Here is a 12,730-nt window from a genome sequence, read left to right on the forward strand (position 1 = left end):
GGCGCGATGCTCGCCGTCCCTCGAGCGAGGCCGCTGCCATGAGCCTCTCCACCGTGCTCCGCGTCCTCGGCCGCAAAGACGGCGAGGTCCACAGCGTGTTCCGCGCCGGATCGCGCGTGTACGGCACCGCGTCCGCGACGTCGGACGAGGATTTCGTCGCCGTCCTCGCGCGGCGCGACGCGCGGCGGGACCTCGCCTTTGCGCCGGGCGTCAACGTCGTCGTCCACGGCCTCGACACCTTCCGCGACGCCATCGCCGAGCACAGCGTCTTCGCGCTCGAGTGCCTGTTCCTGCCGCCCGAGCACCGGCTCAAGGAGGGAAGGCCGCCCTTCCCGTTCAAGCTCGACAGGAAGAAGCTCGCCGCGTCGGCCGCGAGCCGCTCCGCGTCCGACTTCAAGAAGGCCGGCGCCCGCTTCGACGACGAGCCGGAGGCCTCGAAGAAGAAGCTCTTCCACGCCCTCCGGGTGCCGCTCTTCGCCGTGCAGATCGCCGAGTCCGGCGTCCTCCACGATTACGGCGCCGCGAACCCGTACTGGCGCGAGATCGCCGCGGACGAGCGCCTCGACTGGGAGGAGTACCGCAGGGCCTACGGCCCGATCCGCGAGGGCCTCTGCGATCGGCTCGCGGCGCTGGCCTCACGGCGGTGACGCGTCGGCCGGCGCCGGCGCCGGCGCGAGCCGCTGGGGCCGGATCTCCTGGTGCATCCAGTGCTCGTCCGTCTGCACGTGCCCGCGCCGCACCCACTTGGCGAGCCGCCGCTGGAACGCCGCGTCCGGGAACTCGCCGGCGGCCCGCACCACAACGCCCTCGCGCGGGCCGCCGAACGCGGAGGGCTCGCGCGCGAGCGCGGTCGTCAGCGCCTCGAGCTCGCGCTCGCCCTCGACGGTGCCCCGGAACAGGACTGGCACCGTGGGGAGCCCCAGATCGTTCGCCTGGGCCACGACCATGTCCCACTCCCAGAAGAGGCCCCGCACGTCGTCCCGCACGCCGAAGACCAGCGAATACCCCGGGAGCGCCTCGTACTCGATCGAGTGGATCGCATAGCAGTACTCGCAGAAGAGCGACATGCCCTCCGAGAGCAGGTGCGCGATGCTCGCGTGCGTGGCCTTCGCGAGGTCGAAGCTCGGGTGGGACGGAGGGCCCGAGTGCGAGCGGGAGAAGACGCTCGCCCGCGTGTACGTGAGGTTGCTCCCGTCGCACTTCTCGGTGATGACGATCTCGACGCCGAGCAGCCCCGACACGTCTGCCATCCTCTTGTCGTCGGACGTCCCGCCGGGGGACCACGGCAGGTGGAACGAGCGAGGGTATTTGGCGGACATGGCGGCGCCAGGGTAGCACCGGCGTCGTTTCGCGGACATGCTACGGCCCTCACGCGCGCTGCGCGTCGCGCGGCGCGCGGCGTTGACTGCGCGCTCGCCAGGGGTCCTCCGTCATGTCCTCCGCGTCCTCGCTCCTCGACCTGCTCACGCCCGATCCGGGGCGTGTCCCCTGGGACGAGCTCCAGGTCTTCGACTGGGTCCGCGCGCTCGAGGCGTGCCCGCAGGACCCGATCCACCACGCCGAGGGCAACGTCTGGATCCACACCCGCATGGTGCTGGAGACGCTCCTCGGGCTGCCCGAGTGGCAGGCGCTGCCGGCCGAGGAGCAGCGCGTCGTGTACCTCGCGTGCCTCCTCCACGACGTGGCGAAGCCGGCGACCACCCGCGAGGAGGACGGGCGGATCACGGCGAAGGGCCACTCACGCGCGGGGGAGCTCCTCGCGCGCCGCCTGCTCTGGGAGCTCGGCGCGCCGTTCGCGCTGCGCGAGCATGTGTGCGCGCTCGTGCGCTACCACCAGATCCCGTTCTATCTCATCGAGCGCGACGACGCGCGGCGCGTCGCCGCCGAGATCAGCCTCCACGCGCGCTGCGACCTGCTCGCGCTCGTGGCCGAGGCCGACATCCGAGGGCGCGTCTGCGCGGACATGGGGCGCGTCGTCGACAACATCGAGCTCTTCCGCGAGTTCTGCCGCGAGGAGGGGTGTTACACCGCGCCGCGGTCCTTCGCCTCGGCTCACACGCGCTTCGTGTACTTCCGCTCCGATCCCGCCGGCGGGCGCCACCCGGACGTCGAGGTCTACGACGACACGCGCTCCGAGGTCGTGGTGATGAGCGGGCTCCCGGGCGCCGGGAAGGATACCTATGTTCGCCACCACCTCGCCGACTGGCCGGTCGTCTCCCTGGACGCGCTGCGGAGCGAGCTGGAGATCGATCCGGCGGACACGCAGGGACAGGTGGTCCAGGCCGCGCGCGAGCGGGCGAAGGAATACCTGCGGCGCGGCGAGCGGTTCGTGTGGAACGCGACGAACCTCTCGCGGCAGCGGCGCGGCCCGCTGCTGCAGATGGCGGCCGACTACGGGGCGAGGATCCGCGTCGTTTACGTGGAGGTGCCTGCATCGACGCTGTTCGCGCAGAACCGGGCGCGGGAGGCGGCGGTGCCCGAGGCCGTCATCCGCCGGATGATCGAGCGCTGGGAGATCCCGGCGAGGACCGAGGCCCACGAGGTGGTGCTGGCGGTGCGCTGACGCCTGACGTCGCCTGCCCTCGTGCCGGAGCCGCCGGATGGAGCGGCACGAGCCGCCCGGCTGCGCCCGCACGCGGCATGGGGTACGCTGCGCCTGGAGCGAAGTATGCCCTTCCAGAGCGAGAATTCTTTCATCCCGATTCCCCCGCCCGGCGAGGACGAGCTCCCGTACGACGACGGAGAGCCGATGGAATCCGAGCGCCACCGCGCGCAGATGGACCTGCTCATCGAGGTGCTGAAGCTGTCCTGGCGCGACCGCGACGACGTGTACGTCGGCGGCAACATGGCCATCTATTTCAGCGAGCTGCAGGCGAAGAAGAACGACTTCCGAGGCCCCGACGTGTTCGTGGTGCTCGACACCAACAGGCGCGAGCGCAAATCCTGGGTCGTCTGGCAGGAGGACGGGAGGACGCCCGACGTGGTGATCGAGCTGCTCTCCGAGAGCACCCAGGCCGTCGATCGCGGCGACAAGATGCGGATCTACGCGAAGCTCCTGCACGTGCCGGAGTACTACCTGTTCGATCCGTTCTCGGGCGTGCTCGAGGCGTATGTGCTCGATCGAGCCACGCGGTCCTACCTGCCGATGCCGCCCGAGGCGAACGGCGACGTCGTGAGCGCGTGCCTCGGCCTGCGCCTCGGGGTGCGCCGCGGCACGTACCGCGGCCTCGCCGTCGACTGGCTGCGCTGGATCGATGCCCATGGACGGGTGCTGCAGACCGGCGAAGAGCGGGCTCGCGCCGCCGAAGAGCAGGCCCGCGCCGCCGAGGAGCAGGCCCGCGCCGCCGAAGAGCAGGCCCGCGCCGCCGAGGAGCAGGCTCGCGCCGCCAGCGATGAGGCGAAGCAGCTCGCCGCCCGGCTCGCGGCGTACGAGAAGCAGTTCGGTCCGCTGCCCGGCGGCAGCTCGGGCTAGCGACCACGCGGCCGCCGGCCGCCACGGTCATCCCCAGCCGACCCGCTCGCCCCTTCCGAACCCCGGCGCCAGCATCGCCGCCCACCGCGCCGGGCTCTTGATCCGCTCCCGCGCCATCACCGCGTCCGCCACGAGGAGCCGCTGGAGCCCCTTCTCCCCGCCGAGCAGCTCGCCCGCCTGGCGCCGCGCCGCCGCCGCATAGAGCGGCATGTCCGCCGCGTCGAACCCGGCCGCCGCCGCCTCCAGCTGCGCGATCGCCGCCTCCCTGTCGCCGCGCAGCTCGGCCGCGCCCGCGCGGATCAGCGGCACGAACGGGTCCGACCACGCCGTCTTCTCCCGGGCGAGCGCCGCGGCGTCCCGGAGCGCCGCCTGGATCAGCGGCTCCGGCTCGGGCGCCGCCTCGGCCACGGCGAGCGCCGTGCACGCGCGCTCGACGTGGGCCATCACCCGGCTGTTCTGCATCATCAGCAGCATCGAGCCCTCGAGCCTCGGCCAGGCGTCCGTGAGGCGCTTCATCGCGGCGCCGGCGCGGCCCGCGTACCGGTCGACGTAGGTCTCGCCGAGCAGCCCGACGAAATGCTCGAGGTGGAACCCCGACGTCGTCCACCTCGACAGCGCCACCGCGATCGCGCCGCGCGCGCCCGCCACGTCGTCCGACGCGAGCGCCACCCACGTCGCCTGCACGCTGAAGATCGCCGCCGCGTAGAGATCCCCCCGCTGCTCGGCGGCGCGGAGCACCGCCGGCGTCGTCCGCGCGAGCGCGTCGATCTGCCCGCGGTAGTACCGCGCCCACGACGCCATCAGCTGCGTCGTCGCGAGCTCCCAGGACACGCCGGCGCAGCGGTCGCGCAGGAGCTCGTCGGCGACCTCGTACCACGCGGACGCCGCCTTCCAGCGCCCGGCCGTGAACGCCTCGAGCATGCCCGACACCATCATCGACAGGCCGAGGAGGTGCGGGCTGTCGAGCCGCTCCGAGAGCGCCCGCACCGCGGCGACGAGCTCCTCCGCGCGCGCCCGGCCCGGCGCCCCCATCATGCACGCGGACGAGGCCTCGAACGCGAGCGCGCGGCCGACGCGGTACGGCTCGCCGGCCCGCAGCGCGAGCAGCAGGGCGCGCGCCGAGAACTCGGCGGACCGGACCATGTCGACGCCGGACAGCCCCACCGTCACCGTCCAGCAGGCGTCGATGCGCGCGAGGTCCTCCGGCCGCACCTCCGCCTCGGACCGCTCGCGGAACCGGAGGCCCCTGAGGCGCAGCTCCGCCCGGTGCAGGAGCAGCGCCACCAGCGCGCGCCGCGGCGTCTCCGGGAACGAAAGGCCAACCGCCCGGAGGACGGCGCGGACGAGCTCGATCCCCTCGTCGATGTGCCCGCTCCGCAGGTACTGCTCCGCGGCCCGCCGGCGGAGCTCGAGCGAGCGCGCGCCGTCCGCCCCCTCCGCCGCCGCCGCGTAGATCCTCGCCGCCTCGGCGCTCTTGCCCGCGTTGACCAGGGCGTCGGCGCACCGCACGCCGAGCGCGCGCCGCTCGGCCTCGGGGACATCCGCCTCGCGCGAGCGCAGGCCGAGCGCGAGCTCGTAGAGCCGCGCCGCGCGCTCGAACGCGAGGGCCTCCGCCGCCTCCTCGGCCGCGCGCTCGGCGAGCCGCCCCGCCCGCGCCGCGTCCCCCGCGCCGAGCCAGTGCCGCGAGAGCGCCTCCGCGTCCGCCGTCCCCAGCGCCTCGAGCGCCCGCCCTAGCCTCCGGTGCCGCGCCGCGAGCTGCTCCGGGCCCAGCCGGCCGACCACGGCCGCGCGCACCCTGTCGTGCGACGCCTCGACGAGCTCGCCCTCGCCGGCGCGCCGCGCGGAGATCAGGTCCTCCAGGAGCAGCAGCGTCATCGCCGGGGCGCGCTCGTCGTCGCGGAGCTTCGCCGCGCGCGCCACGACCGCCGCGTCCATCGGCTCCCCGGCGACCGCGATCACCTCCAGCAGCCGGAGCGCCTGCGCCGGCAGGCGGCGCAGACGCGCGTCGAGCGCCCTGCCCCACGCGGCGTCGCCCCGGGCGCCGTCCTCGCCCGAGAGCTCCTGCGCGTCGCGGGCGAGCTCGCCGAGCAGCCGCGGGTTGCCCCGCGAGGCGCGGGCGATCGCGTCCGCCCGCGCGCGGGTGACGTCGTCGCGCGCGAACAGGAGCGCGAGCGAGAGCTCCTCGGCCTCGAGCGGCGAGAGCGGGCCGACCTCGAGCTCGCGCAGCTCGCCGTCCCGGCGCGCCGGCTCGATCCGCCCCCGCGCGGCGGCGGCCTCGGCCTCGGCGTCCCGGCGCTCGAGGCCCATCCCGTCGAGCAGCGCGCGGAGCGGCGCGCTCGTGGCGACGTCCTCGTCCCGGAAGCTGCCGAGGAACATCATCGCGGGCGCGTCGGGAGGCCGCGTGAGCTCGAGCAGGAGCGCCACGCTGTCGATGTCGCTCCACTGCAGGTCCTCGATCGCCACGACGAGCGGGCTGCGCTCGGCGATGCGAAAGAGCAGCTGGCGGAGCGCGGCGAAGCTGCGCTGACGCAGCTCCTGCGCGTCGGGCGACTCGCTCGGGCGCGGCGCCGACGCGACGGCCGGCACGCGCGAGAGCACCGGGAACACCCGGGCGAGCGCGCGGACGTCGCGCGGCAGGAGGCGCTCCGCCTCGTCGTCCGACACCCGCCGGAGGAAGCGGCTCAGCGCCTCCATCACGCCCCCGAACGCCTTGTAGGACTCGGTCGCCGCGAGCGCGCAGCGCCCCCGCAGGACGATCGGCCCCTTGTCGCGGCGGAGCCCCATCAAGAAGTGGTGGATGAGCGCGCTCTTGCCCATGCCCGCGGCGCCGTGAACGAGCACGGCGACGGGCCGCTCCAGCACGAGGGCCTCGGCGGCGCGCTGGAGCGCCCGCAGGTGGGGGCGGCGGCCGATGAAGTGCTCGATCGTCGGCGGCGCGGGCGGGAGCAGCGCGCTCGCAGGCGCGGCCTCGGCGCTCGCAGGCGCGGCCTCGGCGCTCGCAGGCGCGGGCTCCGCGTCCTGCAGCGGGGGCTCCGCGCCCTGCAGCGGGGGCTCGGCGCCCTCAGGGTCCTGCCGCTCCGCGCTCTCCACGCCGCGCCACCGTCACTTCTTGCTCAGGAACGCATCCATCGCACGCCGGTGCTCCGGGCCGTTCCACTGCTCGGCAAACGCCCGTCGCTCGACCTCGGCGGCGGAGGCGCGCAGCGCCTCGCGCACCTTGTGCAGGGACCGCTTCATGGCCGCGACCGACGCGCGTGGGCCCTCGGCGATGCGGCCGACCTGCGCGATCGCCCGGCTCCGCGCCGCGCCGGTGGGGACGACCTCGCTCACGAGGCCGACGCGGAGCGCCTCGGCGGCGTCGATCCTCTCCGCCGTCAGGAGCAGCCGCGCCGCCGCGAGCGGCCCCACCCGCTCGCAGAGCCGCGTGAGCCCGCCCCAGGCCGGGGACAGGCCCATCTTGACGTGCCGGAACGAGAGCGCGGCGTGCTCCTCGACGACGACGAAATCGCAGAGCAGCAAGAGCTCGCAGCCGCCGCCCAGCGCGTCGCCCTGCACGGCGGCGACGATCGGCACCTCGCTCTCCTCGAAGGCCGCGAGGCCCTCGAACAGCCGGAGGACCTCGCCCCCCTCCGCGCCGCCGGCGGCGAGCGCGTGGAGCTCGCGGATGTCGCCGCCCGCCACGAAGACGTCGCTGCTCGCCGCGGTGAGCACGACGCCGCGAACGCGCGGGTCGGCGCTGGCGCGGCGGATCGCCTCGCCGAGGCGGCCCGCGAAGCCGCTGTCGATGGCGTTCCTGCGCTCGGGACGATCGATGGTCAGGACGACCGCATCGCCGGCCGCCTCGACCCGCAGGGTCACGAGAGCGCCCTCCGCGCGCCCCTCCCGCCGGTGAGCGCCGCGGCCTTCCGGCGGCTCGCGCCCGCCCCGTTCTCGGCCGCCGCGCGGCTGAGCCGCCGCGGCGCCGGCATGCGCTCGTCGTGGATCACCTCGGCGATCCGCGCCTCGAGCGTGCGGCGGCTGAGGCCGCGCTGCTCCGCCGCGTACCGCTCGGCGTAGCTGATGATCGCGCCCGCGACGTCGACGCCGCTCGCGCGCTCGATCCCCTCCAGGCCGGGCGAGCTGTTGATCTCGAGGATCTTGGGCCCGGAGCGCGCCTCGAGCATGTCGACGCCGGCGACCTCGAGGCCCATCGCCTTCGCGGCGCGGATCGCGACGCTCCGGTAGGCGCGCGGCAGCTTCACCCGATCGCCCTTGCCGCCGCGGTGGAGGTTCGAGCGGAACTCCCCCGGCTTGGCGACGCGGCGCATCGAGGCGACCACGCGGCCGCCGACGACGATGACCCGGATGTCGCGCCCCTTCGACTCGCGCACGTATTCCTGGAGCACGATGTCCTGGCCCATGGCCCAGAACGTCTCGAGCAGCGCGTGCACGGCGTGGGGCGTCTCGGCGAGCATCGTGCCGATGCCCTGGGTCCCCTGCTGGAGCTTCACGATCGCGGGGCAGCCGCCGACGAGCGACAGCGCCGCCTCGACGCCGGCCGGGCTCCGGGCGCACACGGTGATCGGCACGTTGAGCTTGCGGCGCGTGAGCAGCTGGAGCGCGCGCAGCTTGTCGCGGCTCCTCGCGATCGAGACGGCGCCGTTCAGGACGGGGACGCCCATGAGATCGAACTGACGGACGACGGCGAGGCCGTAGTTCGTGATGCTGGCGCCGATGCGCGGGATCACGATGTCGAAGCGGGGCACCGCCGAACCACCGACGAGCAACGACGGGCGGCCGCGCGACACGACGATCTGGAAATCGAGCGGATCGATGACGCTGACGTCGTGACCACGCGCGCGCCCCGCGAGCACGATCCGGCTCGTCGAATAGAGGGACGCGTTGCGGGACAGGACGAGGAGTCGCATGTGGCCCGGAGGCTAGCAGAGCCCGCAGACTGCGTGGATGGATGCGCGTGCCGATTCATTTTTCGCTCTTCGGCGGTTCTTCTGACGCTCGCGCCGCTCGCGCCGCGCCCCGCACGGTCGCGCGCCGCGCCATCGGCCCTCGTTTTCCATGAGGCCCTGCGCGGTCTCCGTGGGACGCCGCGCATTTCCGCGCGTCCCCCGCCCCGCGGGACGCCGCGCGCTCCGCGGGGTTCCCCGCGCGGCCGTGCGGCGGACCAGGCGCGGCAGAGACGCCGAGGTGCGGCGCTTGCGCTGAAAAATGTTTCGTGTACGAATCATCTCGGTCGTGCCGGCGAGGAGGGGTTCGCGATGTGGCAGCCGTTCACGGAAGAACATCAGCAGTTCAGGAAGACGGTGCGGGCCTTCGCAGAGAAGGAGCTCGCTCCTCATGTGGAGGAGTGGGAGTCGTCGGAGTGCTTTCCCAGCTGGGTGTTCAAGCGCGCCGGCGAGCTCGGGATCCTGGGCGCGCACTTCCCGGAGGAGCACGGCGGCGCCGGGCTCGACTACTGGTTCTCGGCGGCCAAGGCCGAGGAGCTCGTGCGCTGCACGATGGCGGGCGTCTCGATGGGGCTGCTCGTGCAGAGCGACATGGCGACCCCGGTGATCAGCGACATCGGCACGAAGGAGCAGATCGAGGAGTTCCTCAAGCCGGCGCTCGCGGGCGACAAGATCGCCGCGCTCGGCGTCTCCGAGCCGGCGGCCGGCAGCGACGTGGCCGGGATCCGGACGATCGCGCGCAAGGAGGGCGATGACTACGTGCTGAACGGGCAGAAGACGTTCATCACGAACGGGACGCGCGCCGATTTCGTCACGCTGCTCGCCAAGACGTCGCCGGACAGGGGCGCCCACGGCTGCTCGTTCTTCCTCGTGCCGACGGCGCTCCGCGGCTTCAACGTCGCGAAGAAGCTGAAGAAGATCGGCAACAAGTCCTCGGACACCGCGGAGCTCTTCCTGGAGGACGTGCGGGTGCCGGGGCGCTACCTGCTCGGCGAGCCCGATCAGGGCTTCGCGTACCTGATGCAGAACTTCCAGACCGAGCGGCTGGTCGCCGCGGTGAGCGCGATCGCGAGCTCGTTCATGACGCTCGACGGCACGGTCGAGTACGGGCGCGAGCGGGTGGCGTTCGGCAAGCCGATCATCAAGCGCGAGTCGTGGCAGCACAAGCTCGTGGACCTGTACACGCGCTGCGAGGCGGCGCGCGCGTTCGCCTACAAGTGCGTCGACCACTACAACGACGAGCGGTACGTGCGGAAGGTGCCGATCAGCTTCGACACGGTGAAGCTCATCTCGATGGCGAAGATCCTGGCCGGCGACGTGGCGAACGACGTCGTGGACACCTGCCTGCAGTTCCACGGCGGCTGGGGCTACATCGAGGACTTCCCGATCGCGCGCGCCTGGCGCGATCAGCGGCTCCTCCGCATCGGCGGCGGGACGACCGAGACGATGAAGTACTACCTGGCAAAGCTGATGAACTTCTGAGCGCCCCCGCGGCCCGGCGGCTCAGCCGCGAACCGACGCCCTTGGACACAAAAGCGCGCCGGTCGAAAAAAAGTAGAGACAAGCGGCGCGAGAGGCTGTAGATATGCCGCTCCCAACGACCGGGGCTGTAGCTCAGCTGGGAGAGCGCATGACTGGCAGTCATGAGGTCAGGGGTTCGATCCCCCTCAGCTCCACCGATAGGACCGAAGGACTCCTGTTCCTGTAAGTTCCCGTAAGGAGTCCGCATCGCCGTGCCCGCTCGCCGGCGTGTCGGAGTAGAGAACCCGGACATGGCTCTCTTGCCTCACTGGGTCTTCCCGGAGCTCGACGCGAGCGCGGTGGGCGCGGCGCGCGCGCGGCAAGACACGCTGACCAAGCCGCGCGGCAGCCTCGGCGTGCTCGAGGATCTCGCCGTGGCGCTCGCCGGCATCCAGGGCGGGGCGCCTGCGAGCCGGCCCGCGGCGGCGGTGCTCTTCGCCGCCGATCACCCCGTCGCCCGGCACGGCGTGTCGGCGTACCCGCCAGAGGTCACGGCGGCGATGGTGGCGAACTTCGTGCGCGGCGGCGCCGCCGCCAGCGTCCTCTGCCGGAACCTCGGCGTCGATCTGCGGGTCGTGGACGTCGGGGTCGCCCACCCGTACGAGCGCGTCGACGGCGGCGATGGCGCGCGGCTGCGGCGCGATCCGGTCGCCGACGATCCCATCGGCGACCTGCGGATCGAGGACGCGCTCTCGGAGGCCGTCTACGAGCGCGCGCTCCGCGCGGGCGCCGCGGAGATCGACGCGCTCGGGGGCGACACGCGCGTCGTCCTGCTCGGCGACATGGGCATCGGCAACACAACGGCGGCGGCGGCCATCACGGCGCTGCTCCTCGGGATCGCGCCGGAGGATGTCGTCGGGGCGGGGACCGGCGTCTCCGGCGACGCGCTGTCGCGCAAGATCGAGGTCGTGCGCGACGCGACGCGACGCGCGCAGGAGGTCTCGGGCGTCCAGCGCACCGATCCGCACCGCGTCGTGCAGGCGGTCGGCGGGAAGGAGATCGCCGCGCTTGTGGGCGCCATGGCGCGGGCGATCGAGCTGCGCATGGCGGTGCTCGTCGACGGCTTCATCGTCTCGACGGCGGCGCTCGCGCTCGTCCGGATGTGCGCGGAGGCGCGGTCGGGCATGCTCTTCGCCCACCGCTCGGCCGAGCGCGGCCACGCCCACGTCCTCGCGGCGCTCGACGCGCGCCCCTTGCTGGACCTCGGGATGCGGCTCGGCGAGGCGAGCGCGGCGCTGGCCGCGCTGCCCCTCCTCGACGCGGCCTGCGCCCTCCACGCCGGCATGGCGACGTTCGCGAGCGCGAGCGTGCCGGATCGCGCGCGGCCCGGGACTCCATGACGGCGCCGCCGGTGCTGCGCGGCGCCCGCGCAGCGGCGACCTTCCTCACGCGCGTCCCGGTCGGCGGCTTCCCCTACGCCGAGGCGGACTGGCGCTGGGCCTCTGCCTGGTTCCCGTTCGTGGGCGCCGCGCTCGGCGCCGTCCAGGCCGCTGTGTGGCTGCTCGTCGATCGGAGCGGCGCGCTCGTCGCGGCGAGCGTCACCGTGGCCCTCGGGCTGCTGCTGACCGGGGCGTTCCACGAGGACGGCCTCGCGGACACGGCCGACGCGCTCGGCGGCGCCTTCGACCGCGCGCGGATCTTCGAGATCCTCAAGGACAGCCGCATCGGCGCGTTCGGCGCGGCGGCGCTGATCGTGGTCCTCGTGCTGCGCGTCGCCCTGCTCGCGCGGCTCGACGCCGCGGCGCCCGTCGCCCTCGTGCTGACGCAGTGCCTCTCGCGCACCCCGCCGATCTGGCTGATGGTCGCGCTGCCCTACGTGACCCAGAGCGGCTCGCGCAGCCGCCCGGTGGCGCAGGCGGCGCTCCCGCAGGCGCTGCTCGGCTCGCTCTGGCCGGCGCTCGCGCTCGCCGCGGCGCACGCCGCCGGAGCCCTCACGGCGGCCGAGGCGGCGGGCATGCTCGTCGCCGCCGCCGCCGCCGCGGCGATCTGCGGCCTCCGCTTCCGCGCCCGCGCCGGCGGGCTCACGGGCGACTTCCTGGGCGCGGCGCAGCAGATCGCCGAGTGCGCCGCGCTGCTCGCCCTCGCGCTCGTGCGGGGCGGCTGAGCCGCGGGCCCGCGCGTGGATCCCCTCGCCCACGGCCTCATCGCCTTCCGCCACGCCCCCGTCGCGCTCTCCGGCGTCTGCTACGGCCGCCTCGACGTCGCCGCGCAGCTCCCCCCGGAGGCTGCAGCGGCCGCGATCGAGCGCGCGCTCCGCGAGCTCCGCGTCCGCCCCGGCGTGGTCTTTTCGTCGCCGCTCTCCCGCTGCGCGCTCCCGGCCGCCGAGCTCGCGGCGCGCCTCGGGGTGCCGCGCGCGATCGACGATCGCCTCCTCGAGATCTCCTACGGCGCGTGGGAGGGGCGCGCCTTTGCGGACATCGAGCGCGACGACCCGGCCGCGTACGCCGCGTGGCTCGACGGCTGGGAGCGCGTCGGGCCGCCCGGGGGCGAGTCGGCGCTCGAGGTCGAGTCCAGGGTGCGCTCGTTCTGGCGCGAGCTCGGCGGCGCGGCCGGCGCGGCCGGCGTGGACGTCGCTGACGTCGCTGACGTCGCTGACGTCGCTGACGTCGCGGACGTCGCGTCCCGCGCGCGCCCGCACCTCCTTGTCGCGCACGCCGGGGTACTGCGCGCGCTCCGGGTCGTCGCGTGCGGCGCCAGCTGGCCCGCGGCGATGAGCGCGCCGGTCCCTCACCTCACGGCCGAGCGCTTCCCTCTCCCTGCGTCCGCCCTTTCGCTGGCGGACCTTTGAGGGGCG

The 12,730-nt window shown here is 74.1% G+C and carries 11 protein-coding genes and 1 tRNA gene; 8 read left to right on the forward strand and 4 right to left on the reverse strand.

The genetic code is table 11. The features are described 5' to 3' along the window. Positions 1-38 precede the first annotated feature (38 nt). Positions 39-647: a hypothetical protein gene (locus tag WMF22_RS37120; protein ID WP_437294670.1), complete on the forward strand. Its 609-nt coding sequence runs from the start codon at positions 39-41 to the stop codon at positions 645-647. Here WMF22_RS37120 and WMF22_RS37125 read toward each other — a convergent pair. Further along, positions 636-1,250 (reverse strand): RNA ligase family protein, encoded by a 615-nt coding sequence (locus WMF22_RS37125; RefSeq protein WP_438032828.1) that lies wholly within the window; start codon positions 1,248-1,250, stop codon positions 636-638. The genes WMF22_RS37120 and WMF22_RS37125 overlap by 12 nt on opposite strands. Positions 1,251-1,432: 182 nt before the next feature. On the opposite strand from WMF22_RS37125, the gene WMF22_RS37130 reads away from it, so the two are divergent. Together WMF22_RS37130 and WMF22_RS37135 are read left to right on the forward strand one after the other, a co-directional pair. Continuing rightward, positions 1,433-2,563: an AAA family ATPase gene (locus WMF22_RS37130; RefSeq protein ID WP_437294672.1), complete on the forward strand. Its 1,131-nt coding sequence runs from the start codon at positions 1,433-1,435 to the stop codon at positions 2,561-2,563. 105 nt (positions 2,564-2,668) lie between these two features. Further along, on the forward strand, positions 2,669-3,472 hold the full coding sequence (locus tag WMF22_RS37135) for a Uma2 family endonuclease (protein WP_438032829.1): 804 nt from the start codon (positions 2,669-2,671) through the stop codon (positions 3,470-3,472). 27 nt (positions 3,473-3,499) lie between these two features. Here the strand turns inward: WMF22_RS37135 and WMF22_RS37140 are convergent, their stop codons facing one another. From WMF22_RS37140 to WMF22_RS37150, 3 genes are read right to left on the reverse strand one after another with little or no spacing between them, the layout of a single operon-like run. Continuing rightward, a complete protein-coding gene (locus WMF22_RS37140; protein WP_438032830.1) occupies positions 3,500-6,562 on the reverse strand; it encodes an ATP-binding protein in 3,063 nt (1,020 codons plus the stop codon). Positions 6,563-6,574: 12 nt separating this feature from the next. Then, positions 6,575-7,330: an enoyl-CoA hydratase/isomerase family protein gene (locus tag WMF22_RS37145; RefSeq protein WP_437294675.1), complete on the reverse strand. Its 756-nt coding sequence runs from the start codon at positions 7,328-7,330 to the stop codon at positions 6,575-6,577. Further along, entirely contained in the window at positions 7,327-8,379 is a 1,053-nt protein-coding gene (locus WMF22_RS37150) for a RimK family alpha-L-glutamate ligase (protein WP_437294676.1), read from the reverse strand. The genes WMF22_RS37145 and WMF22_RS37150 overlap by 4 nt, the downstream gene beginning before the upstream one ends. 348 nt (positions 8,380-8,727) lie before the next feature. On the opposite strand from WMF22_RS37150, the gene WMF22_RS37155 reads away from it, so the two are divergent. From WMF22_RS37155 to WMF22_RS37175, 5 genes are all read left to right on the forward strand, one after another. Continuing rightward, complete coding sequence (locus tag WMF22_RS37155) at positions 8,728-9,897, forward strand: acyl-CoA dehydrogenase family protein (RefSeq protein WP_437294677.1); 1,170 nt, start codon at positions 8,728-8,730, stop codon at positions 9,895-9,897. Positions 9,898-10,018: 121 nt separating this feature from the next. Then, positions 10,019-10,091 (forward strand) — tRNA-Ala (locus WMF22_RS37160). A gap of 96 nt (positions 10,092-10,187) precedes the next feature. Beyond that, positions 10,188-11,276, forward strand: a complete 1,089-nt coding sequence (gene cobT / locus WMF22_RS37165) for a nicotinate-nucleotide--dimethylbenzimidazole phosphoribosyltransferase (protein WP_437294678.1) — start codon at positions 10,188-10,190, stop codon at positions 11,274-11,276. Continuing rightward, a complete protein-coding gene (locus WMF22_RS37170) occupies positions 11,273-12,040 on the forward strand; it encodes an adenosylcobinamide-GDP ribazoletransferase (protein ID WP_437294679.1) in 768 nt (255 codons plus the stop codon). Before cobT ends, WMF22_RS37170 begins: the two co-directional genes overlap by 4 nt. A 15-nt stretch (positions 12,041-12,055) precedes the next feature. Next, the gene (locus WMF22_RS37175) at positions 12,056-12,724 is read left to right on the forward strand and encodes a histidine phosphatase family protein (protein WP_437294680.1); all 669 of its coding nucleotides are present in this window, start codon (positions 12,056-12,058) and stop codon (positions 12,722-12,724) included. The last annotated feature ends 6 nt before the right edge of the window (positions 12,725-12,730 follow it).

Source organism: Sorangium sp. So ce204, from assembly GCF_051526795.1.
Taxonomy (GTDB): domain Bacteria; phylum Myxococcota_A; class Polyangia; order Polyangiales; family Polyangiaceae; genus Sorangium; species Sorangium cellulosum_B.

Excerpts from the sequence above, each read along its gene's own strand:
- WMF22_RS37125 (WP_438032828.1), bottom strand. The coding sequence starts at position 1,250 with ATGGCAGACGTGTCGGGGCTGCTCGGCGTCGAGATCGTCATCACCGAG.
- WMF22_RS37120 (WP_437294670.1), top strand. The coding sequence starts at position 39 with ATGAGCCTCTCCACCGTGCTCCGCGTCCTCGGCCGCAAAGACGGCGAG.
- cobT (WP_437294678.1), top strand. The coding sequence starts at position 10,188 with ATGGCTCTCTTGCCTCACTGGGTCTTCCCGGAGCTCGACGCGAGCGCG.
- WMF22_RS37135 (WP_438032829.1), top strand. The coding sequence starts at position 2,669 with ATGCCCTTCCAGAGCGAGAATTCTTTCATCCCGATTCCCCCGCCCGGC.
- WMF22_RS37130 (WP_437294672.1), top strand. The coding sequence starts at position 1,433 with ATGTCCTCCGCGTCCTCGCTCCTCGACCTGCTCACGCCCGATCCGGGG.
- WMF22_RS37150 (WP_437294676.1), bottom strand. The coding sequence starts at position 8,379 with ATGCGACTCCTCGTCCTGTCCCGCAACGCGTCCCTCTATTCGACGAGC.
- WMF22_RS37155 (WP_437294677.1), top strand. The coding sequence starts at position 8,728 with ATGTGGCAGCCGTTCACGGAAGAACATCAGCAGTTCAGGAAGACGGTG.
- WMF22_RS37170 (WP_437294679.1), top strand. The coding sequence starts at position 11,273 with ATGACGGCGCCGCCGGTGCTGCGCGGCGCCCGCGCAGCGGCGACCTTC.